We start from the raw sequence: 23613 nt of genomic DNA, 5'->3' as shown, positions 1-23613 counted from the left end.
TACGACACGGCGATGGCCGACCAGCTCGACACCGCCATCGAGCAGAAGGGCAAGGGCGACCTGGCCGCCCTGCTCGCCGGCAACGACACCTGGACCGTGGAGAGTTCCTCATGACCTACGTGATCGCCCAGCCCTGTGTCGACCTCAAGGACAAGGCCTGCATCGACGAGTGCCCGGTGGACTGCATCTACGAGGGCCCGCGCAAGATGTACATCCAGCCGGACGAATGCGTCGACTGCGGCGCGTGCGAGCCGGTGTGCCCGGTCGAGGCCATCTTCTACGAGGACGCGCTGCCCACCGAGTGGGCCGGCTACCGCCGGGCCGACCAGGAGGTCTTCGCCCCGGTCGGTTCGCCCGCCGGGGCGAGCGCCGCGGGACCGCTGCCCGCCGACCACCCCCTCGTGGCCGCGGAGCCGGTCCGGGAACCGGGCTGACCGGCCCGGGGAAAGCGGACTCCAGGGGTCCTTCCCTGGGGCTTCCCCGATTCTTCAGCGGCGTCGGAGACCGTTCAGAGGAAGGCTCACCGCTTCCCCTCCCGTCCCACCGCACGAACGTCCGGACTCCGTCGCAGCAGAGGACCTTCATGAATCTCCCCTCTCCTCCCTCCATCGGCCCGCGGTCCGCCCGCCAGGGCGGGCCGCTCATGGACAGCGGATCGCTGCTCGTTCCCTCGCCCGCGGCCGACTTCCTCGGACCGCACCACCTCGTGCACCGGCCCGACACGCCCGAGGGCCTGCTGCTCTCCGCCATGCCGCCCGGCCGGCACCGGTTCGGCTTCTCCGCCGAACTGCCCGAGCGCCACGCCCTGTTCTCCGACTCGACCGCGCCGTTCCATGACCTGCTGTACCCGATGGAGTCGCTGCGGCAGATGGCGGTGTTCGCCGCGGGCCGGTATTTCCGGGTCCCGGAGAACCGGCGGATCCTCCTCGCGGACTGCACGATGGCCGTCACCGCGCTGGCGCCCTGGGAGCGCACCTCCCCCACCGCCCAGCTGACCCTGGACCTCGACCTCACCCCCACCGAGCTGGTCGGCGGGGTCCCGCGGGCGATGGACTGCCGGGCCTCGATCAACATCGAGGGCGAGCGGTGCGGCACGGTCACGGCCCGGCTGGTGTTCCTCATGCCCGGCGTCTACCGCAGCCACCGCGCGCACAGCCGCCGGGAGAGCGAACGCACCGCCCACGGCCACAGCGGACTGCCCGCGGGGCACGGGGTGCCCGGCCCGGAACTCGTCGGCCGGCGCACGACCCGCAATGTGCTGATCGGGCTGCCGCTGCACGAGGACGAGGCGGCACTGGTCTTCCCGGTCAACATCCCGGCGGCCCGCGAGGTGCTGCCGGACTCCGGATCCGAGGTGCCGGCCGCGCTGTTCCTCGAAGTGTCCCGCCAGGCGGCCCTGTTCGGGGCCGGCGAGCTGTACGGGCTGGCGCCCGCGCACGCCGTGCTGACCGACTGGCATGCCGCGTTCCGCGGGTTCGCCGAGCCGGGGCTCCCGCTGCGCTGCGGCGTACGGCCGCGCACGGCCGACGCCTCCGGCGAGGTGCGCCGCGACGGCGCCGGCCGGCCCGTCGCCGAACTGGACCTCGTCTTCACCCAGGGCACCCGGGTCGTCGCGGCCGTGTCCACCTCCGTCCTCCAGATCTGCTGAACCACGCCGACGGTCCCGTACCGGCCGGCGTCGCGAAGGAGCACCGATGCGCTTTCGGGTACTGGGACCCGTGCGGATGGACCCGCGCACCCCGACGGCAGCCAAACCGCGCGTGGTACTGGCCACGCTGCTCGTGCAGAGCAACAGCGTCATCTCCACGCACAGCCTCATCGACGAGCTCTGGGGCGTGGCCCCGCCGCGCACCGCGGCCACCACCCTCCAGGTGTACGTCTCGCAGCTGCGCAAGGCCCTGCTGGCGGAGGGCGGCGCCGACCCGGAGCCGGGCCGGCAGCCGCTGCTGACCCAGCCGCCCGGCTATGTCATGCGGGCCGGCCCCGACGACCTCGACCTCACGGTGTTCGAGTCGCTGCGCTCACGCGGGCGCGCCGCCTTCGAGGAGCGGGACTACGCGACCGCCTCCCGGCTGCTGGCCGAGTCGCTCGCGCTGTGGAGCGGTCCCGCCCTCTCCGGCATCCCCCACGGACCGTCGCTGCAGACGACCGCCATACGCCTCGAGGAGTTGCGCTCCGAGGTGCTGGAGCAGCGGATCGCGGCCGATCTGAAGCTGGGGCGCCATCAGGAGCTGATCGGTGAACTGATGGCTCTGGCACACGAGTTCCCGATGCGGGAAACGCTGCACGAGCTGCTGATGGTGGCGCTGTACCGGTCCGGGCGACAGTCGGACGCGGTGCGGGCCTTCCACCGGGTGCGGCGCACGCTCGTCGACGAGCTGGGCGTCGAGCCCGACGCCTCGCTCAAGCGCGTACTGAGCCGGGTCCTCGCCTCCGACCCGGCGCTCGCCTGGCACCCGGGCCGCCGGCCGCCGCAGCCGCGGGCGGCTCCGTCGCGGGCCGCGCCCGCCGGCGCCTCGGACGGGACGGTGCGCGGGGACGGCGCGGGGGCCGCCTCCGACACCGTCGCCCGGGTCCCGTCCTCGGCACAGGCCGGGGCGGCGGCAACCGCGGCGGCCGGTGCCGGAAACCCGCCCGGTCCCGCGGCGGCGCCCGTCGGCCCGCTGCTGTGGCTGCCGCCCGCGCTCACCGACTTCACCGGCCGGGACGCCGAACTGGCCCGGTACACGACGCTGTTCGCCCAGTCACGCGACGGGACGCGGCCGTGCGTCGTGGCCGTCTCGGGCCGGCCGGGCGTCGGCAAGACCGCGCTGGCGGTCCAGCTCGCCCACCACGCCGAGGAGTTCACCGGGCGGGTCCTGGTGTCCCTGCGGGACTCGGCGGGCCGCGCGCTGACGGAGCGGGCCGCGCTGACCGCCCTGCTGCGCCGGCTGCTGCGGCCCGGCGACGGCCCGGACCCGCTGCCCGGCGAGCCGGACGAGCTGGCGGACCTGCTGCACCGGGCGGCCCGGGGCCGTGACCTGCTGATCGTGCTCGACGACGTGGTGTCGGAGGCACAGGTGCGGCTGCTGCTCTCCGCCGTTGCGGACGCCTGCGTCGTCCTCACCTCCCGCCGGCCGCTGGGCGCCCTGGAGCAGGCCCGGCACCTGGTGCTCGACGTGCTCGACCGGCCCGCGGCGGAGTCCCTGCTGCTCGCCACGGGTGGCCCGCGCATGGCGCAGGACCCGGCCGCGGTCGCGGAGATCGCCCGGCTGTGCGGCCGGCTGCCGCTCGCCCTCCGAGTGGCGGCCGGCGCCCTCGCGGTCCGGCCGCACTGGACGCCGGCCGACCTCGCCCGCCGGCTCGGCGACGAGCGGACCCGTCTCGCCGCGCTCTCGCTCGGCGACCTGGACGTGCGAGGCGGGCTGCTCGCGGCGTACCAGGAGGTGCCGGAGGCGGAGCGGCAGGCGTTCCGGACCCTGGGCCTCGCCCCGCTGCCGGACTTCCCGCTGTGGGTGGCCGGGTCCCTGCTGGACCTGGCGCCGGAGGCCGCCGAGGAGCGGCTGGAGGAGCTGGTCCGGGCCCAGTTGCTGGAGGCCCGCCGGCCCGCGGACGGCGGGCGCGAGGTGCGGTACGGCTATCACCCGCTGCTGCGTTCGCTGGCGCTGGAGACGGTGACCGAGGTGGACGGCCCGGCGGCGGTCGCGGAGGCCGTGGCCCGGCTGGGCCGGGCCTGCCTGCTGCGGGCGCGGGCCGCCGACGCACGGCTCGCGCCGGGGCGGGACCGGCTGGCGTCCGTCCTCGTGCCGGACCTCGGCGACCTCCCCGTGCACGATCCGGCCGTGGCCGCCCCGCTGCGCTGGCTCCAGGCGGAGTCCGCCGGGCTGCTGGGTGTGCTGCGCGGACTGCACGCCGGCGGGCACTGGGACCTGGTCTGCGCGCTGGCGTCGGCGCTCGGCGGCTACTACGAGGCGTGCGCGCTGTGGGACGACTGGGAGGCCAGTCACGAGCAGGCGCTGGACGCGGCCCGGCGCTCCGGGAACGCCGTGGCCGAGGCGGCGCTGCTGCGCTCGGTCGGGGACCTGTCCTGGCAGCGCAGGCACACCGGCCGGGCCGTCGACTGCCATCGGCACGCGGCCCGGTTGTTCGCACTGGCCGGGGACGGGATCGGGGCGGCCCGGTGCCTCACCGGGGAGGCGGACGTGCTGCTCGGACAGGGTGAGCCGGAGCGCGCGGGGGCGCTGTACCGGCAGGCGCTCGCCCGGGCCCGGTCCGCCGGGGACGCCCGGGGCTGTGCGGACGCCCGGCGGGGCCTGGCCCTGCTGGCCCTCGTCGAGGGCCGCCCGGCCGACTGCCTCGCGGAACTCGACGCCTGCGCCGCCGCGGCGGCGGCCCTGGGCGACGTCCGCTGGCACGGCTACGCGCGGCGCACCGCGGACCACGTCCGCGCCCACCGCCGCACCGGCCCCGCCGCCTGGTCCCGGCTGGAGATACGCCCCGGTGTATGGCTGATGAACCCGCCCGCGGCGCCCGCCGGCCGGGCGTGAGGCCCGCACGAGAAGAAGAACGGCAACCGCGACAAGGACCGACCCCCGGAGAGCCGTGGCTCTCCGGGGGTCGGTCCTTCCGCTGCCGGCCGCTCTCCCGTGGCGTCCGGCGCGGGGTCAGGCCGGGCGCAGGGTGCGGGGTGACGGGCCGTCGGCCGCCGGCTCCGGTGCGACGCGGGGCCGGGGGGTGGGACGGCGGTTGCGGAGCAGGTCGCGCCATTCCTCGGGGCTGAAGCTCGCCGGGCGGGTGGTGTCGATGAAGTCCCGCAGGACCGCGCGGAACCGGTCGGGATCGGTGCGGAACGGGAAGTGGCCGGCCTCCTCGAAGATCTCCAGCCGGCTGCCCGGCATCGAGACGTGGCCGAGTCCGCCGTGCAGCGCCGGCACCACCTGGTCGCGGCCGCCCCACACCAGCATGGTGGGCATCCCCTGGGCCAGGTAGCAGCGGTCGAGCATGGTGCCCACCTGGCCGCGCCAGTCGACGACCGCCCGCAGCGTGCGCACGAACGCGTTGATGGAGGTGGCGTCGGGCAGCGCGTCCACCACGCGCAGGATGTCGGGCGCGTCCACGGCAAGGTCGGTGCGCAGCCACTGGAGCACCTTCACCGCGGCCCCGATCTGCCAGCGCGAGGTGGGGAGTTGCAGCAGGTGGAGCAGGGCCTGGGCGCCGGGCAGGGTGGCCGCGCGCAGCAGCGGGGTGACCTGCCGGCTGATCCCGCCGGTGCCGACGAGCACCAGCCGCTCGCAACGGTCCGGGAACTGGTAGGCGAACTGCATGGCGACCGCGCCGCCGAGGGAGTGCCCGACGATGGTGGCGCGTTCGACGCCGAGCACGCTGAGCAGGTCCCGCATGCCGTTGGCGTACGCGGCGAGCGAGTAGTCGGCGCGGGGTTTGTCGGACTGTCCGTGGCCGAGCAGGTCGGGTGCGATCACCCGGTAGTGCTTGGCGAGTCCGGGCATGACGTCGCGCCAGGTGTCGGAGGAGTCGCCGATGCCGTGGATGAGCAGGACGGCGTCACCCTTGCCGGCCATCCGGAAGGCTCTGCGGTAGCCGTGCACCGTGCGGTGGCGCAGCCGGATGGCGCCACCGCCCGACGACTGGCCGGGAGTGTTCTGCGCGGCCACTGGTCTCAGGCCTCCTCGTGGCGGCTCGGGCGGTGGGTGGGGCCCGGCCGGTCCCCGGTGTCGTGCGGGGCCTGCCCGGTCCGGAAGCGGGTGTGCGTCAGATCGCTCTCGATCACTCCGAGCGAGGCGAGACTGTGCCAGGGGCGCACGGTGGCGACCTTGGTCCTGGTGAAGGGTTTGCCGGTCATGACTGCCTCTCTCCGGGTGCGAAGGCGGTGGGTCGGGGGTGGGTGCGGGCGGTGTCCTCTTCGGTCGTGGGGGCGGCGACCGCGGTACGGCGGCCGGTGATCCGGGTCAGCAGCAGCTGCGAGACCAGCCAGCGCCGCATCGCGCCCAGGTGGGCGGGTGAGCCGTGGACGTCGTCGAAGGTCTTGACGCGCAGGTCGGGCAGGGCGCGCAGCAGGTGCTGCTCGCCGGCCGGGATGATCTCGTCGCGGCTGCTGGCGACGTACCGGACGGGGATGCGTACGCGGCGCAACTGCTCGGCGGTCATGGCGTGTTCGGGCAGTTCGGACCAGAGGGTGGCGCGGTCCGGGGCCCCGGTCAGGGCGCACAGGGTGTCGGCGGTGATGCCGGGGACGTGCGGCCACCAGGCGGGGTCGGTGAAGAAGGCGCCGACGGGGGCGCCGACGGTGAGCACCCGGCGGATGCGGGGGTCCTCGGTGGCGGCGCGCAGGGCCAGTTGGCCGCTGAAGCTGAGGGTGAGCATGGAGGTGTCGGAGACCTTCGCCCGGCCTTCCAGCCGGTCCATCAGGTGGGGCAGCAGCCGCCAGGAGCCGGGGGTGTGGCGCACGGTGTTCTCGCCGACGCCGGGGAACTCCGTCACGACGGCGGCGTAGCCGAGCCGTGCGAACAGCGGCAGCAGCGGTGCCCACTGCTCCTTGACGCTGACGATCCCGCCCGTCACGACGAGCAGGGGGCGCGGGCGCGGGGCGTCGAGGCCGGTCGCCCAGGCGGACACGGTGCCGCCCTCGTAGGGCAGTTCGAGCCGGACGATGTCCCGGCGGCGCTCGCGCCAGATGTCGAAGGTGGACACCACGAGCCGTCCGGCGGCCTCGCGGGCGGGGTCGCCGTGGTGGGGGAAGCGGGCGAGCGCGAAGTGCGCGCAGGCGTCGAGGAGCCGGCCGTAGGAGGCGGCGGTGCGGCCCTCGCGGGTCCAGGTGGCGGCCCAGGAACGCGGGTCGCCGCAGGTGTCGTTGGTGATCCCGGTCAGGATCCGTTCGACGCGGCGCGGCGCCATGCCCTGTCCCCTGGCGTGCAGGAGGGCGAATTCCTTGAGTTCGGCGAGATGGTCCATGTGCGTCTCCGGTCTCTTCCGTCCCGCGGGGCGTTCACCGTCCCGGACCCCGCTTGCGGGCCGGTTGCACGGCGGGCCCCGGCGGGGTGGTTCCGGCGGGGCGGGGCCCGCTCACCACCAGTCGTCGTCGCGGCGGTGGTCGGGCTCGTCGGCGCCGAGGGCCTCGGCGAGGGCGTCGACGATGCCGTCGTCGAGCATCGTGTGCGCCTGGGTGTCGGTGGTGACGCCGAAGCCGGAGTCGCCGACGGCCACGCTGACCGTGTACCGCCCGAGCAGCGAGTAGGTGCGGAAGGCCCACTCGTTGCCGGTGCCCGGTGTCCCGTCCGGGCGCCGCACCTCGGTGGGGGTGCCGTCGGTCTCGAAGCCGAAGTCGGTGAAGCGGAACTGCATGCCGAGCCCGATGGCCTTGCTGTACGCCTCCTTCAGGGTCCACAGGCGGACCAGCGCGGGGTCCCGGTCCGCCGGTGCCATGGCCTCGATCAGCTGCACCTCGCGCGGGGTGCACAGGTGCCGGCCGAGGCCGGCCCCGTACAGGGCGCGGTCGGCGCGCTCGGCGTCCACGCCGATGACCGCTCCGGTGGCGAGGCCCACCAGCAGCAGCTCCTCGGTGTGGCTGAGGCTGATCTGCACGCCGTCGTACCCGTGCAGATACGGCCGCCCCGAGGGGGTGTAGCCGAGTTCGACCGTCTGCGGCTGCACGCGCAGGGCGGCGCCGGCCGCGAACTTCAGGAGCACCCGGGAGGCGGCGAAGCGGGTGCGCACCTCCGGGTGGGTCAGGTCCAGGTAGCGGGCCCAGTCACGGCCGAGGAGGGTGCGCAGGCGGGGGCCGCCGGCCCGTTCCGGACGCCAGTGGTCCAGTTGGGCGTACAGGACGGCCGTGGCGTGCGTCGCGAGGTCACCGCGGACTCTGTTCCAGTCCCCGCGCGGCCCGCTGATCATGATCGGTTCCCCGAAGGTCCGGCCCGGGGACGTCTTCCCTGGAGCCGTCATCGAATTCCTCCATGCTGTGTCGGAGATCGCTGAGCACGTCGGCGGCGGTGGCCCCGTCGATCACCCGGTGGTCGAAGGTGAGTCCGAGCCGCATGACCGGCGCGGGCACGACCTGCCCGGCGCGTACGACGGCCCGGTCGATGATCCGCCCGGCGCACAGGGTGACCGCCGTGCCGCCCGCCGAGTGGAAGCCGTCGACGTCGCGGTGGCCCAGGGAGCTGACCGAGACGGTGCCGAAGACCTCGGGGCGCCTGCGGGGGCTGCGCAGCGCGGCGGCGAAGGCCGCGCGGCCGAGCGGCACCGGGAGCCGGCCGAGCATCCGCACGCCCTTGAACTCGGGGAGGGTGCCCGCGTCCGCGCCGCGGTAGCGGTCGACACGGTCCTGGATCTCCTTGAGCGAGGCGCTCTCCAGTCCCGGCACCAGGGCGGAGAGCACCGTGCGTTCGCCGTCCAGGGTGCGGTCGAGGGCGAGCTTCGCGGTGACCTCGCCGAACCGCAGGGACCTGGGGCGGCGCAGCGCCGACGGCCAGCCGGGGGCCAGGACCGCGTTGGCCCGGGGGTGGCGGGCGAGGACGCGGCCGGTGGCGTGCAGCAGGTAGCTGACCACGGAGACACGGGTGCCCTCCGCGCGGGCCGCGGCCCGGTGCTCCTGGATCCGGGTCATGTCGACCTCGGTGTCCAGGTGCACCGGCCGCTGGTCCGCCGCCCACTCCAGGAAGTACAGGGTGTGGCGGCGGCGCCGTTCGCTGTGCGGGACGGGTGTGCCGCTCACGCGGGGACCGCCAGTTCGTAGATCTCCTTGAGGCTGCGGGCCTCCAGCACCCGGCCGACGGGTACGGGGCGGCCGGTGGCCTGTTCCACGGCGGTGACGAGCTTCAGCAGGTGCAGGGAGTCCCACTCGGGGACCTCGTCGAAGTCGGCGCCGATCTGCTCGTCGGTCAGGGGCAGGCCGAGTTCGTCGCGGACGGTGTCGGCGAAGTCGTCCAGGCTGTACGCGTGTCGGGTGCTCATACCTTCTCCAGGGCGAAGCCGGCCTTGATCCATTTGCTGGACTCGATGGCGACCGCCAGGGCCTTCTGGCCGGCGGACATGGTCTCCAGGAGCCGTTCGATCTGCAGGAACGGCAGCGCGTTGCCGTTGTTGCCGGTCTCGGCGACGCAGGAGACCTCCGTGGCCGTCGGCACGTCGAGCTGTTCGGTGATCTTCCGGGTCATGCGGCCGGACAGCTGCGGGGGCAGCAGGTAGTCCAGTTCGGCGGCGTCCCAGCCGAGTTCGCCGAGGAGTTCCCAGAGGATCTCCACGGCCATGACGGGCACCTGCTCCTCGATGGCCTTGTAGTCCTCGGTGAGGGCCTGGCGGTCGTCGAAGCGGTCGGCGAGGCCGAACCACTCGATGACCTGGCCGGCTTTGCGCCCCAGCCCGGTGAAACGGTTCAGCACCTGCTTGACCGCCACCTGTTCGCCGCGCGGCTCGTCGGTGAGCACGGCGGCCCCCGCCCCGTCCCCGAACAGGACGAAGTTGACGAGGTCGCTGGGCGCGGCCTTGGACAGGTCGCGGTTCAGGTCGAGGTGCTTGCTGCACACGTCGCCGCCGATGACCAGGCCGGTGCGGTACTCCCCGGAGGCGATGAGGCTACGGCCGAGGCTCAGCGCCTGCACCGCGCCCGCGCAGCCCGACTGCAGCTGGAACGTGGGCACCTGGTCGATGCCGAGCTGGTCGGCCACGTTGTTCACGGTGGCCGGCATCAGCGTGTCCGGGGTGGCGGTGCCCAGCACCACGAACTCGATGTCGGCGAGGTCGACCCCGGACGCCTTCACCGCCCGTTCGGCCGCGCGGGCGCACAGGTCGGCCAGCGACCAGCGGACCTCACCGGTCGTCAGGTCGCGGGCGAAGTGCCGGGTCCGGGTGCCGATGAACACCTCGATCCATTCCTCGTTGGCTCCGAGCACCTTGGCCAGTTCGGCGTTGCCGACCGGGTCGCCGGGCAGCGCGGTGCCGACGGAGGCGAGATACACCTGGTTGTCGGTCATGCCGTCCTCTCCTCGACAGGGGCGGATGCGGTTCCGCAGTGGTCCCGCAGGAAGTCCACGAGGTCCCCGACCGAGGCCAGCTTGGGCAGCAGGTCCTGCACGGTCAGCGTGGCGACGGCGGGCAGTCGCTCCTCGATGCGGCCCTTCAGCTCCATGACCATCACGGAGTCGAAGCCCAGATCCTCGTAGAGCCGCAGGTACGGGCTGAGTTCGTCGGTCTCGTAGCCGCCGACCTGGCCGATGGCCTCCAGGGCGGCCTCGGTCACCGGATCGCCGGGAGCCGGGCGCTCCAGGGTGAGCACGCCCGTGCCGGCCGGTTCGCGTTCCGCGGCCGGCGCGCTCTCGCGGGCCGCGGTGGACGGCAGTTCGGCGAGCGGCGCGTCGTGGCGGGCGCGGACGGGTCCGCCGCGGGTCCAGTAGCGGTGGGCGTCGCTGAAGACGTACGGCGGCAGCCGGTACGCGGTCCGGTCCCGCTCCTCGTACACGGCGTCCCAGTCGGGGGTGACACCGCCCCGGTACAGCTCGGCGAGCGCGTCCGCGAGGTCCCGGCCGGTGGAGTCCTCGCCGCGCACCGGCAGGACGAACGCGGGCCGGGCTCCGGGGGCGGCCGGCGGCAGCTTGCGGGCCATCGAGGACAGCACGGGTGACGGCCCGATCTCCACGGCGTGGGTCGGCCCCGCCGCCAGCAGTCCGGCGGCCGCGTCCGCGAAGAGCACCGGACGGCGGACGTGCGCCACCCAGTAGTCGGCGTCCATCGGCTCGTCGTCCAGCACCCTGCCGTACAGGGTCGAGTACAGCGGCAGCCGGGGCGTGCCGCCGCCGACCTCGCGGGCGATCTCCGCGAACTCCTCCAGCATCGGGTCCATGAGGTACGAGTGGAACGCGTGCGACACCCGCAGCATCCGGGTGCGGATCCCGTCCCGGTCGAGTTCCTTGTCGATGAGCCGCAGTGCCGCCAGCTCGCCGGACAGCACCGTGGCGCGCGGGCCGTTGACGACGGCGACACCGACGTGCGGCTCGGCCGCGAGTCGCTCCTCCAGTTCCTCGCGGCCCGCCAGGACGGCCAGCATGCCGCCGCCGTCGGGCAGTTGCTGCATGAGCGCGCCGCGGGCGGCGATCAGCCGGGCGGCGTCCTCCAGCGGGAACACCCCGGCCAGGCAGGCCGCCGCGTACTCGCCGACGCTGTGGCCGAGCAGCAGGTCCGGGCGCACACCGAGTTCCCCGAGGGTACGGCCGAGCGCGTAGCCGACGGCGAACAGCGCGGGCTGCGCCCACCGGGTGCGGTGCACGGACTCGTCGCCGCCGAGCAGCAGGTCGCGTACCGACTCCCCGGTGTGCGGGAGCAGGGCCGCGTCGGCCTCGTCGAGGAAGCGGCGGTAGAGGGGCGAGTCCCGGTGAAGGCCCGCCGTCATGCGCGGGTACTGGGAGCCCTGGCCGGTGAAGAGGAACGCGGTGCGCGGCCGGGCGCCGGGCGCCCCGGTCAGCCGGGCCAGCAGATCCGGGTCGGCGGCGGCCGCGCGGAGCCGCTCGACGAGGGCGTCGGTGTCCCCCGCGGACACCGCGAAACGGTAGCGGTGTCCGGCCTTGACCCGGTTGGAGGTCCAGGCGACGGGCCCGAGCGGAGCCCGGCGCGCGGCCAGCGCCTCGGACTGCGCGAGCAGGTTGCGGCGCAGCGCGTCGGGTGCCGGGGCGGACAGGGTGAAGACGCCGGTGCCGATCCCGGTGGTGCCGCCGGCCGGTTCCGGGCGCGGGCGGGCGGACGGCGGCGGCGCGGACTCCAGCACGGCGTGGGCGTTGGTGCCGCCCATGCCGAAGCTGCTGAGGCCGGCCACGGAGGTGCCGCGCGGCAGCCGCAGCGGGGCCTTGAGCAGCCGCAGCCCCTTCTGGCGCAGACCCAGCTGCTCGTTCTCCTTGGCCGAGAACCGGCTGGCCGGCACGGTGCGGTGGTGCAGGGACAGGGCCACCTTGATGAGCCCGGCGATACCGGCCGCGCCCTCGGTGTGGCCCAGGTTTCCCTTGACCGAGCCCAGCGCCATCGGCTTGGCGGAGCGGCCGGCGTGGTGGTGGCCCAGGGCTGCGGCCTCCATCATGTCGCCGAGCGCGGTGCCGGTGCCGTGTCCCTCGGTGAAGGCGACGTCGGCCGGCTCGACGCCGGCGCGGCGGTAGGCGGCCGCGATGACGTCCTGCTGGGCCCAGCGGTTGGGCGCGGTCAGCCCGTTGCTGCGGCCGTCCTGGTTGACCGCGGTGCCGCGGACGACGGCGTAGATCTGCTGGCCGTCCGCGAGCGCGTCCTCCAGGCGGCGCAGCACCACCGCGCCGACGCCCTCGCCGCGGCCGATGCCGTCGGCCTGGGCGCTGAACGGCTTGCACCGTCCGTCGGGCGCGGACAGCCCGGCCTGGGTGTAGAAGATCGACAGGGCGGGGGTGAGGGCCACGTTCACGCCGGCGGCGATCGCGTAGTCGCACTCCCCCGACAGCAGGGCGTTGCCCGCCAGGTGCACGGCGACCAGGGACGACGAGCAGGCGGTGTCGACGGCGAGGCTCGGGCCCTTGAGGTCGAGGTGGTAGGAGATCCGGTTGGCCGTCATGCAGTAGCCGTTGCCGGAGCCGGCCTGGGCGGTGACGTGGTCGTAGTCGGTGAGGTGCAGCTGGGCCCACTCGTTGCCCATGATGCCGACGAAGACGCCGGTCGCGGTGCCGGCGAGCCGCTGGGGCGGCAGGCCGGCGTCCTCGACGGCCCGCCAGGCGCACTGCAGCAGCAGGCGCTGCTGCGGGTCCATGGCGGCCGCCTCGCGGGGCGAGATGGTGAAGAACTCGTTGTCGAACGCGTCGGGGTCGTCGATGAAGCCGCCCTGGGTGGTGTTGCTGCGCCCCTCGGCCTGGGTGGCCGAGTGGAACTCCTTGGCGGCCCACCGTTGTTCGGGGACGGTGCCGACGCCGTCCCCCGAGCGCATGAGCAGGTCCCAGTAGGCGCTCGGATCGGGCGCCCCCGGGAACCGGCAGTCGATGCCGACGATGGCGATCCGGTCCATCAGCTCGCCGCCGCCTCGGTGGCCAGGCTCTCCGCGAGGTGGGCGGCGAGCGCCTGGACGGTCGGGTAGTCCCAGGCGACGGTGGGTTCGAGGACCAGGTCGAAGTCCTCCTCGATGTCGCCGCACAGGCTGAGCGCGGCGACCGAGTCCAGGCCGTACTCGGCGAGCGGCACGACCGGGTCGATCTCCTCGGGCCGGCGCTTGAGGTAGAGGGCGATGCGGTCGGACAGCCACGCGGTCAGCTCGTCGGCGGTGCGTCCGGTGGTGGGAACGGCCATGATGTGCTCCTCGGAGAGGGTCTGACGGTGCGTGCGCACCGACGGCGGGGTCAGCCGGCCAGCGGGGCGTTGTAGAGGTCGTAGCTGCGTGTCTCGTCGAAGCGGCGGAGCACCTCGTCGTGCAGCCGCTGCTCGCAGGAGTCGGGCAGGTCGGGCAGCTGGAGGCCGAGCCGTCGGCCCAGCCGGTGCAGTGCGGCGGCGAGCCAGGCCGGATCGGCCAGGAAGGGGTCGGTGTCGCCCTGGGCCTGCTGCCACACACCGATCACGGAGGCGGCGGCGAGCACCACCGCGTACCGGTCGGCGAGGGCGAAGGCGGCGGGGCTGGCGAGAGCGGTGCGGTCCTGGGGGGCCAGGTTCAGGCTCTGCTCCTGGAGCCGGCGCAGCTCGTCCATGAAACGCAGGGCGATGCCGTGCGCCGCGCGTTCCTCGGGGCTGCCGCTGGGCAGTCGGTCGACCGCGGCGACCAGGGTGGCGCTCAGTCCGTCCCGGCCGCTCGCGAGGGTGAGCCGGTCGAAGGGGATGCCGGGCAGGTCCTCGCGCGGCCGGAACACGGTGGCGGGCGCCGGTTCGTCGCGGAACCAGGAGCGCCGCGCGAGCCGGGACAGCTGCGGGATGATCGTGGCCTGGCAGGCCGCGGAACCGGCGTGGCCGAGGCTGAGCACCGGCAGGTCGCGCACGTGCTTCTGGAAGATCCCGAACTCGCCCTCGCGGACGTAGAAGCGGGCACCGAGCACGATGGACAGGTCGTACATCGCGTCGGTGAGCATCTTGGGCACCAGGTACTTCACCGCGGCCGCGTAGACGCTGGTCTCCTCCGGCAGCACATGCACCGCGCGGGTCGCGGCCAGCGACAGGCTGTCGCTGATCAGCAGGTCGAGGAAGGTGTTCGCGAGGGTCGACCGGGCGTGCGGGATGTCCATCACGGACTTGCGGTACAGCTGCCGGCCGAGTGCGAAGCCGACGACGGTGCGCAGGGCGGTGTCGGTGGCGCCGATCGCCATGCCGGGGACGGCGCTGCGGGTGATCTGGAAGGCGCGCAGGGCCAGTTCGACGCCCTTGCCCTCCTCGCCGACCAGCGCGGAGGTGGGTACCGGGCAGTCGGTGAAGTCCAGGCCCGACAGGTGGCAGCCGCGCACTCCGACCGCGTCGTAGCGCGGCAGGACCTGGAAGCGGTCCTGGTCGAGGCCGGCCCGTTCGGCGAACACCACGGAGTGGCTGCGGCTGCCGGGGGCCGGGCTGGTACGGCTGAACAGCACCCAGGCGGCGGCGCGGTCGGCGTTGTTGATGACCTGCTTGGCGCCGTTGAGGAGGTAGCCGCCGTCGGCCGGGCGGGCCTGGAACTCGTTGCGCACGAAGTCGTTGCCGTGCGCCAGTTCGTGGTAGGCGACGGAGACCTTCTGCCCGTCGAGCAGCAGCTCCGCGAGGCGCCCGCGCTGCTCGGCGGTGCCCGAGCTCCACACGTTGACGGCGGCCATGAACGAGGTCACGCCGTAGCCGAGGCCGAGCGCGATGTCGCGTCGGAAGACCTGCCGCAGCACGCGGACCAGGGTGTCGATCCGCTCCAGCCGTCCGCCGTGCTCCAGCGGCACGAAGTCGGCGTTGAGGACCAGTTCGTCCAGGGCCCGCTCGCCGGCCTCGGACAGCTCGGCGCGCTCGTCGGCCTCCACCAGTCTGGCGTACGACAGTTCGCCGCGCTCGTCCGTGGGGTCGCCGAGCCGGCGCTCCAGCTCGGAGATGCGGGCGACGGCCCGCTCCTCCTGGCCGCCGGGCGGGTGCGGTCCGGGTCCGGGGGCGGGCGCTCCGTGCGGCCCGGGGGCCGCGGTACCGATCAGCATGGCGTCCTCTCAGTTCCTCGCGGTCGCCGCGTCGGCCACCGGCTCGGTCGGCTTGCCCGGCAGCCGGTAGGGGTGCAGCGAGAAGAGTTCGCCGGAGCGCCGGGTCGTGTGCAGGTGGTCGAGCAGCGCGTCGTACGCCTCGGTGTCCCCGGTGTCCGGCTCGCCGAGGCGGGTCAGCAGCCGGTCCAGGCCGGCGCGCAGCCACAGGCCGTCGCGCCACAGCGGTTCGGCGCGGGTGCCGGCGAACAGCGGGGCGCTGTGGGTCCACAGGCCGAGGCAGACCGCCGCCGCGTGGCACAGGGTGTAGCGGCGGGCGGTGTCGAACGCGGCGGGCGGGACGTCGCCGATGACGCCCTGCCACCGTTCCATGTCGGTGTGCACCCGGTCGGTGACCTCGGCGATCCGCCGGGCCGCCGCGGCCGCCGGGAGCAGGGCGGGCCGTTGCCCGGCCAGCTCGGTGAGCCGGGCCGCGGAGGCGTCGAGGCCGGCCAGGACGGCGCTGCCGTGCCGGGCCACCAGGGACAGCCGGCCCGGGTCGAGCGCCGGCAGGGGCGCCGACAGGTCGTACGCGGTCTGCGCGCCGGCCAGGTTCCCGGTGCCCCGCCTTCTGCCGCGTACCAGTGAACGGAACTGGTTGACCAGGGAGTTGAGGTTGACCAGGGTGTTGCCGTCGAAGAGGCCGACGATCCGGTGGTCGCGCTCCACCTTCTGGAACATGCCGTTCGCGTGGACGCCCTTGAGGAAGGCACGGGCGCCGAGGAGCCGGGTCAGCTGGGCGAGGACGTCCTCGGTGCCGCTGGGCAGCAGGTACTTGGTGACGGCCGCGGTGACGCTCATCTCGTCGGTCAGGGTGTGCACGAAGCGGGCGGCGACGGTGGCCAGGGCCTCGTGCACGAGGACGTCGGCGGCGGCCGTGCCGAGGGTCCGGCGCGCCTGGGGCAGATCGACCAGGCGGCGCCCGTACAGCTCGCGCCGCTCGGCGAAGTCCTGGGTGAGGCGCAGCCCGTGGTCGGCGGCGCCGAGCGAGAGCGCGGCGCACATCGTGCGGGTCAGCTGGAGCGCCTTCAGCACGGTCTCCAGGCCGGTGCCCTCGGTGCCGACCAGCGCGGACCGGGAGACCGGCGCGTCCTGGAAGGCGATGCCGGAGATGTCGGCGCCGCGGATGCCGTGGGTGTGCACCTTGGGCAGGTGGCGGTAGTGGTCCTTGTCCAGCTCGCGCTTGTCGACGAGCAGGACGCTGAACCCGCGCGGGCCGCCGGCCGGGTCGGTGCGGGTGAGCAGGGACAGCAGGCTGCCCCGGGTGGCGTTGTTGATCAGCCACTTCTCGCCGTTGACCAGCCAGCCGTCCGCGCCGTCGGTGCCGCGCACCTCGCCGGCGAGCAGGTCGCTGCCGTGGGCGCGTTCGGTCAGGCCGAGCGAGACGGGCACACCCGCCCGGATGTCGGCACCGAGCCGGGCGGCCTGCTCGGGGGTGCCGGCCACCCAGACGCAGACTCCGCCGAGGTAGGTCTTGCCGTGTCCGACGGCGACGGTGAGGTCGCGGCGGGCCACGGCCCGCATCAGCTGGAGCAGCTGCTCGTAGTCGGTCAGCCGGCCGCCGTGCTCGACGGGGACGTAGTGGTCGGGCAGTCCCCAGTCGTCCAGGCGCCGGCAGATGGCCGCCGGGAACTCCTCCTTCTCGTCCAGCTCGACGGAGCGGGCGTGCGAGAACCAGCCGCTGGGATCGCCGGGGTCGCCGAGGAACCGGTCCAGTTCCTCGGCGAGCCGGTAGGGCGTGTCGCGCATGTCAGACCGCCGGCTGGAGCGAGGAGCCGGTGGCGTCGGCGACGATCTGGCGGACCGCCGGTTCGAGCACCTCGTACAGCGGGGTGAGCGCGCCCTCGAGGAACAGCTTGCGCATCAGGGTGCGCTGGATCTTCCCGCTGGTGGTCTTGCGGACGGTGCCGGGCCGCACCAGGACCACGTTGCCCGCCGGGATCTGGAGGTCCTGGCCGAGCAGCCGCTGGATGCCGGTGGCGAGGCTGCGCAGGTCGCTGCTGACCGCGCTCACCCGGACCTCCTGCACGACGACCAGGTGCTCCCGGTCCGTCTCGACGGTGAACACGGCGCCGGAGCCGATGCCGAGGGCCCTGTCGGTGGACTGGACGGCCCGCTCGACGTCCTGCGGGTAGAGGTTGCGGCCGGCGAAGATGATCAGCTCCTTCAGGCGGCCCGTCACGTACAGTTCGCCGTCCTCCAGCGCACCCAGGTCGCCGGTGCGCAGCCAGCCGCCGGCGTCCTCGCCGCCGTTGCCGTCGGTGATGTGCGCGTCGAAGATCTCGACGTTGGTCAGCGGGCGCTTCCAGTAGCCGTCCGCGACGCTGTCGCCCTTGACCCAGATCTCGCCGACCGTGCCCTCGGGCCGCTCGCGGCGACTGTCGGGGTCGACGATGCGGACGGTGAAGTCCTGGATGACGCCGCTGCTCACGAGGTTGCGCACGGAGCCGCCGTCCCGCGGGCCGGCCAGGGTGCCCTGCTCCAGGGCGGCGGAGTCGACGGTGCGGACCGCGGGCTGCCGGTCCTTGGGGGTGCCGGAGACCAGCAGGGTGGTCTCCGCCATGCCGTAGCAGGGGAAGAACGCCTCGGCCCGGAAGCCGGCCGGTGCGAAGCGCTCGCTGAACGCCTTGAGGGTCTCGGCGCGGACCGGCTCTGCGCCGTTGCCCGCGCACTCCCAGCCGGACAGGTCGAGTTCGGCGAGCTGCTCGTCGGTGATGCGGCGCGTGCACAGGTCGTACGCGAAGTTGGGGCCGCCGCCGATGTTGGCGCCGTGCTCGCCGAACACCTTCAGCCAGCGCTGCGGGCGGCGCAGGAAGGACACCGGGGACATCAGCACCGCGGAGCCGCCGACGTACAGCGGGTGCAGCACGTGCCCGATGAGTCCCATGTCGTGGTAGAAGGGCAGCCAGCCACCGAACCGGGAGTGGGCGCCGGTGCCGGCCGCCCACTGGATGGCGGCCTCGTTGGCCAGCAGGTTCCGGTGGGAGACCATCACGCCCTTGGGGTCGCTGGTCGAGCCGGAGGTGTACTGCAGGAAGGCGAGGTGCTCCGGGCTGAGGTCCGGCACGGTGTAGGCGCCCGGGTCGCCGTACTCCCCGGTGTCGGTGGCGAGGCAGAGCACGTCCGTCATGCCCTCCGAGGCCAGCCAGGCGGAGATCTCCGGGGCGCTGGCGGAGTCGGTGAGGACGGCACGGACCTCGGCGTCGCGCAGGATGCCGGAGACCCGGGTGAAGTGCTGGCCCTGCTCGGTGGGCAGCGGGGCGGGCACGGCGACGGAACCCGCGTAGAGGCAGCCGGTGAACGCCTTGATGAAGTCGTTGCCCGACGGGTACAGCAGCAGCACCTGCCGGCCGGCGGCGCCGTTCGCCTGGAGCCAGGAGGCGATGCGCCGGGCCTCCTGGTCGAGTCCGCTGTACGAAAGGTGCTCCGGAGCCGATCCGTTGGCATCGTCCGCCAGGAAGATGAAGGCGTCCTCGGTACCGAGCTCGGCCGCACGATCCAGGACCAGTTCCGTGAAGGTTCGGAAGCTTGTCAACGTCTTTGCCTGACCTCTCCGGGATCCGCAGGCATGGCGCCGGCGATGGGGTGGGGACGTACTCGATGCTGGTTCGCCCCGCTAAGGCGCCGCTTGCGCTGGACACTCCGGGCGAAACGGGACCGTCCGGCCGCGCGAAAGGGCCTGCCGTCCGCCACGGGGGATGGCGGACGGCAGGCCGGAGGGGGGTTGCGGTCGGTTCCCGGCCCCGCCCGGTGGGGTGCGGCACATCGCGACGGGGGACGTGGGCGACGTGGCGGACCCCGGGGCGGGACCGGGAAGTGCGGTGGGCCCTAGGCCGGCGGGACGGTGAACGTGGCGTCGAGGGTGACGTGGCCGGGGACCGGCGGGAGGTCGGTGAGCGGGTGGACGAAGTCCAGCCCGCCGTCCGGGGCCTCGCCGGCCGTCCGGAAGCCGAGGGACGGGTAGAGGTCCCGTACCTTGTGGTTCTTCGCGGTGGGCCGATATGTCGCCGTCACCGACCGTGCCCCGGTCTCCCGGGCGTGGGCGAGGAGCGCGCCGAGCGCGGACTGCTCGATGCCGCGGGCGAAGACACGGCAGCTCAGCAGCATGTTGTCGATCCGCAGGCCGTCCCCGGTGCGCTCCGCGAACACCGCGCCGACCAGGCCGTTGTCACCGAAGCGGTCCCGGGAGCGGACGGCGAGGACCAGGTGTCCGGGCGCGTCCAGCAGCCGCCGTACGTCGGCGGGCTGGAGCCGTCGGGTGGTCAGGTTGAACTGGTTGGTGCGCAGGGTGATCTGGGAGATCCGGGCGACGTCCGGCTCGGTCACCGGGGACACGGTGACCGTCACGTCCAGGGCCCGGAGGTAGTCCTCCGGGGTGGCCGCCGAGTCGAGCAGTTCGCGGCGGCCCGCGTCGGCCCGGTACTGTCCGGCGCGCTGCCGGTCCGCCTCGGTCAGTTCGGGAGTGTCGAACCAGCCGTCGGCCAGCAGCCGGTCGATGTGCAGCGCGGGCTCCTCGTCGAGGCGCACGACGGCGGCCTCGGGCAGGCCGGTGGCGACGAGACCGCACTCGAAGGGCGAGTCGTCGGCGAAGACCAGGCTGTCGGTGCCCAGGTTGAGCCGGGAGGCGATGTCACGCAGATTGGCGTCCTTGGGCCGCCAGTTGGCGGTCACCTGCACGAAGGCGTCGGGCCGGAGCACCATGTCCGGGTGGTCGGCCAGCACCCGTTCCACGGGTTCCTGGTCGTTCTTGCTGCACACGGCGAGGAGCACGCCCTGCGAGCCGAGCTGGGCGACGACCTTCTGGAAGGCGGCGAAGGCCTCGCCGCGGTAACTGCCGGCCATCGCGATGCCGTCGGGTCCGTCGTCGCCGAGCACGCCGTCCCAGAGGGTGTTGTCGAGGTCGACGACGAGCACCTTCTTGGTCCGGCCGCGTACGACGCGGGCCAGGTGGCCGACCTGGCGGGCGTACCGGGCGAGCAGTTCGGCGCCGAGGTGCTCCTTGGTGTAGACGGCGAGCCTGCTGTCGCGGACCGGTCCGGACTCGGCGACCAGCGGTTCCAGGTCGACCACGTGCACCCGGGCGTGGCGCAGCGCCAGCTTCAGCAGTCCGGCGTTGAACTCCCGCCACAGAACGGAGAGTTGGGTGCGCGAGCGATGGTCGACGAGCTGGTTCAGCTGGCCGGTCAGCAGCGGGAGGGTGTTGAGGACCAGGGTGCCCGAGCCCTCGCGGACGTAGCTCTCCGCCAGCCGCTCGATGAGTCTCAGGTTCGCCGCGAGCGCCTCCTCCGCGTCCGGCAGCCGCCAGGGCGAGGGGAGCTGGTCGAAGACGAGCTGGGCGTCCAGCAGGATCAGGGAGAGGTCGGTGTCCCGCGCGTAGAGCGGGCCGGTGGTGTCCTGGAGGTCGCGGCGCCAGGAGTCGTGGTCGCCGACGACGGCACGCAACGGGATTCCGTGGCGGGCGAGTTCGGCGGTGAGCGGGCCGGTGAGGGCGTCGAGGGTGCCGTGGCCGGACACGGTCATGGTGAGCGGTACGGCGTCGGGGTGCAGGGCGTGCACGGCGTCGGGGTCGACGCGGGCGAGCAGCCGGCCGGCGCGGGACAGGTCGCCGGCCGCGGTGGGGCCGGCGGCGAGCACGGCGAGCAGTCCGGGCAGGGCCGGGAACTCCGCGGCGAGCCGGTCGGTGCGGTGCAGGGTGCGGACGCGGTCCAGGGCCTCGTCCCGGTCGGCCGGCAGGGGCCTGGTGGTCACGGGTGCGGTCACGGGCTCTTCCTCACTTCGCTGCCTTCACTTCGTGGACGACTTCGACGGTTTCGGGGACGTGGCCGCGGGCCCGCCCTGGCAGGGACCGGGCCGCCCGGGAGCCACCGGGCCGCCGCTCGCCGGCGACGGCCCGTGCACCGCCTCGTGCACCGCGCCGTGCTCCGCCGCCGCGTCAGGCCACCGGCACGCCGACGCCGCCGGACGCGCGGGTGCCGTGCAGCCGCGCCCTGGTGCGCCGGCGCAGGCCGCGGCCCGCGATCCGGTAGATCAGCCGCACGGGTCCGGGGAGCCGGCCGAGGAACTCGTCCCGGCGGTCGTCACCGGCGGCCTCTCCCAGCGCGCCGAGCATGTAGAGGCGCTGTGCCTTGGGGACGACGGCCCGGCCGCGTTCGCTGAGCACCGCCCACTCGGCGGCGGTGAACCGCTCGGGCACCAGCGGCAGGATGTGCTCCTCCTCGTCGCCGAGGTGGGCCTCCAGCGCGGGCAGCAGTGCGGCGCAGGCGTCCGCGACGGTGTCCCGGAGTGCCGGGTCGGCGCTCGCGCGCCACCGCGGCAGTGCCGAGCGCAGCCGGCCGAGGGCGTCGGCGATCCGCTCGTGCTGTTCCTCCATGCGGGCCGTCAGCGCCGGTTCGACGGCGGGGTCGGCCGCGAGCCGCGGCCAGACCAGTTCGTCCTCCGCGAGGTGATGTTCCGTCAGCATGGCGTCGAGCGCGTCGAGATGGTCCGCGACGACGGCGCTGCGCGTGCGGTCACCGGGGCGGACCTCCCGCACCAGCGGCACCGCCGCCCTGTACTCCTGCATGAAGAGCCGGTGCACCACGATCATCTCGTCGGTGTCCGGCACACCCCGCCCGTTCCTGGCCGCCATCGGTCTCACCTGGCCCTCGTGATCGGTACGTCGCGACCGGATCGTCTCCGGCCGCCCTTAAGTGGTTCTTGCGCCGGCCTCCCCGCGGGGGCGGGGCGCCGTTCGCGCTCAGTGCCGCGTGTTCTCCACACGCTTCTTCAGCGCCTCGTTCATCGCCCGGAACTGGGGCAGGGTCTCCGCGCGCAGTTTGCTCTCGGCGATCGGGACCAGCACCCCGCTGAAGCTCTCGCTCTGGGTGAGCCGTACGGTGCCGGGTCCCGCGCGTTCGATGACGAAGCGGTGTTCGCCGTCCACGAGCCAGCCGGGGCCGAGCTTGCCGAGCCAGCGCAGTTCCCGGCCCGGCCGTGCGACGAGGACCTCGGGGTCGAAGGTGGAGGTGCCGCTCGGCTGCCGCAGCTGGTTGCGCATGGTCGCGCCGGGACGCAGCCGGCCGTCGTCGGAGGTGATCTCGGCGCTGGTCATGAAGGGGTTCCACTGCGGGTACGCCGAGAAGTCGGTGAGCACGCCCCAGACCTGCTCGGGGTCGGCCTTGATCTCGACGGACGCGGTGAGCCGTACCGGATGCTCGTGGGTCCACAGGGTGTAGCTGCCCAAGGCCGCCAGCAGCGCGGACGCGGTGATCAGCGGCCACGTGCGGCGCCTGCGCGGCCTGGTGTCCGGTGTCGCGGCGGACGCGCTCGGCAGGGTCGCGGGTGCGGCGGCGGTGGGGGGTGTGGACGGCATGGTCAGTTCCTCTCCGGGTGGGGGGTGGCGGCGGCTCCGGTCAGCGCGTGGTCGACCAGTTCCCGGACGTACGCGGCGTCGATCGGTTCGCCGGTGACGAGGAGCCGGTAGTAGAGGGCTCCGGCCAGCTGGTCGAAGAGCACCGTGGACGAGGTGCCCGGGCGCAGGTCGCCGCGTTCCCGGGCGTGGTCGAGCAGCGCCAGGACGAGGGTGTTGCGCCGGGCGAACAGGCCCCGGACGGCGTCGCCGACGTCCGGGTGGCGGGCGGCCGCGGCGACGAGTTCGGCGACCATTCCGGCCGACCGGTCGTCCCGGTCGCCGGTCCGGCCGACTCCGCGCATCCGGTTGAGCCCGGTGGCGATGGCGGTGAGGTAGACGGTCAGGTCGGCGCGGACGTCTCCGGTGTCGGCGACGGGCACCTCGTCCTGGATCTTGGCGACGAGGGCGACGAGCAGGTGGTCCTTGGTGGGCCAGCGACGGTAGAGCGTGGTCTTGGCGACCCCGGCCCGCACGGCCGCCTCGTCCATGACGAACCGGTCGTACCCCCGGGCGAACAGCAGTTCCTGCGCGGCCCCGAGGATCCGCGCGTCGGCGTCCTCGCTCCGTGGACGCCCTCTGCGTGCGGTCCCTGTCATACGCCCGTTCCTCCTCGCCGTCGTGTCGCCGAGCCGTCGCCGATCCGGCTTTCCGCTACGGCCGTTTCGATATTCAGAGTAGAAAGCGGTCGAGGATATCCGCAACGGCCGTAGCGTAATTGGCCGAATCGGAACGGGCGCGCGGGGGCGCGAAGGGGGTTGTCGACGGGGCGCGCTCCCCCGGGGGGCGACTGGCAGGGTGCCTGTCCGGACGGCCGGGGCCCACGAGGTGCGTCCGGGGACGACCAGTGCGGGGCACGGGTGGCGAGGGCCGGAGCGGGCACGGGTGGCGAGGGCCGGAGCGGGCACGGGTGGCGAGGGCCGGAGCGGGCACGGGTGGCGAGGGCCGGAGCGGGCACGCACGCCCGAGAGGCCTGCCCGCGGCCGCGCCACCGACTGCGCACGCGGTCGGGGGGCGGCAGGGGGTGGGCGGGCGGAAGGCCGTGGAAGGGCACATCGCGCGGCCGTCGCCGCCTCG

Annotated in this window: 19 protein-coding genes and 1 pseudogene; 4 read left to right on the top strand and 16 right to left on the bottom strand. The window is 74.1% G+C overall.

Annotated elements, in window-relative coordinates:
- The 4 genes and pseudogenes from ACF08B_RS14950 to ACF08B_RS14935 all read left to right on the top strand — a co-directional run.
- A pseudogene (locus ACF08B_RS14950) lies at positions 1 to 114 on the top strand (2-oxoacid:ferredoxin oxidoreductase subunit beta); the annotation flags it as partial.
- Positions 111 to 434: a ferredoxin gene (fdxA, locus tag ACF08B_RS14945; RefSeq protein ID WP_093473446.1), complete on the top strand. Its 324-nt coding sequence runs from the start codon at positions 111 to 113 to the stop codon at positions 432 to 434. The pseudogene ACF08B_RS14950 and the gene fdxA, both read left to right, overlap by 4 nt.
- Before the next feature lie 209 nt (positions 435 to 643).
- On the top strand, positions 644 to 1648 hold the full coding sequence (locus ACF08B_RS14940) for an AfsA-related hotdog domain-containing protein (RefSeq protein ID WP_392317711.1): 1005 nt from the start codon (positions 644 to 646) through the stop codon (positions 1646 to 1648).
- 46 nt (positions 1649 to 1694) lie between these two features.
- Positions 1695 to 4526 (top strand): BTAD domain-containing putative transcriptional regulator, encoded by a 2832-nt coding sequence (locus ACF08B_RS14935; RefSeq protein WP_392317710.1) that lies wholly within the window; start codon positions 1695 to 1697, stop codon positions 4524 to 4526.
- A 117-nt stretch (positions 4527 to 4643) separates the two neighbouring features.
- Here the strand turns inward: ACF08B_RS14935 and ACF08B_RS14930 are convergent, their stop codons facing one another.
- The 16 genes from ACF08B_RS14930 to ACF08B_RS14855 form a co-directional block, all read right to left on the bottom strand.
- A complete protein-coding gene (locus tag ACF08B_RS14930; RefSeq protein WP_392317709.1) occupies positions 4644 to 5651 on the bottom strand; it encodes an alpha/beta fold hydrolase in 1008 nt (335 codons plus the stop codon).
- Positions 5652 to 5656: 5 nt separating this feature from the next.
- The gene (locus ACF08B_RS14925; RefSeq protein ID WP_392317708.1) at positions 5657 to 5839 is read right to left on the bottom strand and encodes a hypothetical protein; all 183 of its coding nucleotides are present in this window, start codon (positions 5837 to 5839) and stop codon (positions 5657 to 5659) included.
- The gene (locus ACF08B_RS14920) at positions 5836 to 6948 is read right to left on the bottom strand and encodes an alpha/beta hydrolase (protein WP_392317707.1); all 1113 of its coding nucleotides are present in this window, start codon (positions 6946 to 6948) and stop codon (positions 5836 to 5838) included. Before ACF08B_RS14920 ends, ACF08B_RS14925 begins: the two co-directional genes overlap by 4 nt.
- 111 nt (positions 6949 to 7059) lie before the next feature.
- Positions 7060 to 7887 (bottom strand): 4'-phosphopantetheinyl transferase family protein, encoded by an 828-nt coding sequence (locus ACF08B_RS14915; RefSeq protein ID WP_392317706.1) that lies wholly within the window; start codon positions 7885 to 7887, stop codon positions 7060 to 7062.
- Positions 7844 to 8710 (bottom strand): 2-oxo acid dehydrogenase subunit E2, encoded by an 867-nt coding sequence (locus tag ACF08B_RS14910; RefSeq protein ID WP_392317705.1) that lies wholly within the window; start codon positions 8708 to 8710, stop codon positions 7844 to 7846. Before ACF08B_RS14910 ends, ACF08B_RS14915 begins: the two co-directional genes overlap by 44 nt.
- The gene (locus tag ACF08B_RS14905; protein ID WP_093473457.1) at positions 8707 to 8949 is read right to left on the bottom strand and encodes an acyl carrier protein; all 243 of its coding nucleotides are present in this window, start codon (positions 8947 to 8949) and stop codon (positions 8707 to 8709) included. Before ACF08B_RS14905 ends, ACF08B_RS14910 begins: the two co-directional genes overlap by 4 nt.
- Positions 8946 to 9968, bottom strand: a complete 1023-nt coding sequence (locus tag ACF08B_RS14900) for a 3-oxoacyl-ACP synthase III family protein (RefSeq protein WP_392317704.1) — start codon at positions 9966 to 9968, stop codon at positions 8946 to 8948. The genes ACF08B_RS14905 and ACF08B_RS14900 overlap by 4 nt, the downstream gene beginning before the upstream one ends.
- A complete protein-coding gene (locus ACF08B_RS14895) occupies positions 9965 to 13000 on the bottom strand; it encodes a type I polyketide synthase (RefSeq protein WP_392317703.1) in 3036 nt (1011 codons plus the stop codon). The genes ACF08B_RS14900 and ACF08B_RS14895 overlap by 4 nt, the downstream gene beginning before the upstream one ends.
- Positions 13000 to 13278, bottom strand: coding sequence for an acyl carrier protein (locus tag ACF08B_RS14890; protein ID WP_073897824.1), 279 nt, complete (start codon positions 13276 to 13278; stop codon positions 13000 to 13002). The genes ACF08B_RS14895 and ACF08B_RS14890 overlap by 1 nt, the downstream gene beginning before the upstream one ends.
- Positions 13279 to 13328: 50 nt before the next feature.
- The gene (locus tag ACF08B_RS14885) at positions 13329 to 15113 is read right to left on the bottom strand and encodes an acyl-CoA dehydrogenase (protein ID WP_392317702.1); all 1785 of its coding nucleotides are present in this window, start codon (positions 15111 to 15113) and stop codon (positions 13329 to 13331) included.
- Between the two features lie 9 nt (positions 15114 to 15122).
- Entirely contained in the window at positions 15123 to 16898 is a 1776-nt protein-coding gene (locus ACF08B_RS14880; RefSeq protein ID WP_392317701.1) for an acyl-CoA dehydrogenase family protein, read from the bottom strand.
- Position 16899: 1 nt separating this feature from the next.
- A complete protein-coding gene (locus tag ACF08B_RS14875; RefSeq protein ID WP_392317700.1) occupies positions 16900 to 18684 on the bottom strand; it encodes a fatty acyl-AMP ligase in 1785 nt (594 codons plus the stop codon).
- A gap of 293 nt (positions 18685 to 18977) precedes the next feature.
- Entirely contained in the window at positions 18978 to 20909 is a 1932-nt protein-coding gene (locus tag ACF08B_RS14870; protein ID WP_392317699.1) for an HAD-IIIC family phosphatase, read from the bottom strand.
- A 172-nt stretch (positions 20910 to 21081) separates the two neighbouring features.
- Complete coding sequence (locus ACF08B_RS14865; RefSeq protein ID WP_392317698.1) at positions 21082 to 21777, bottom strand: hemerythrin domain-containing protein; 696 nt, start codon at positions 21775 to 21777, stop codon at positions 21082 to 21084.
- 108 nt (positions 21778 to 21885) lie between these two features.
- The gene (locus ACF08B_RS14860) at positions 21886 to 22500 is read right to left on the bottom strand and encodes an SRPBCC family protein (RefSeq protein WP_392317697.1); all 615 of its coding nucleotides are present in this window, start codon (positions 22498 to 22500) and stop codon (positions 21886 to 21888) included.
- A 2-nt stretch (positions 22501 to 22502) separates the two neighbouring features.
- Complete coding sequence (locus ACF08B_RS14855) at positions 22503 to 23135, bottom strand: TetR/AcrR family transcriptional regulator (protein ID WP_392317696.1); 633 nt, start codon at positions 23133 to 23135, stop codon at positions 22503 to 22505.
- Positions 23136 to 23613 lie beyond the last annotated feature (478 nt).

The organism is Streptomyces sp. NPDC015139, assembly GCF_043079785.1.
GTDB classification, from domain to species: Bacteria; Actinomycetota; Actinomycetes; order Streptomycetales; family Streptomycetaceae; genus Streptomyces; species Streptomyces albidocamelliae.
The sequence above is the reverse complement of the archived record's forward strand: the minus strand, read 5'-3'. Positions and strand labels throughout refer to the sequence as shown.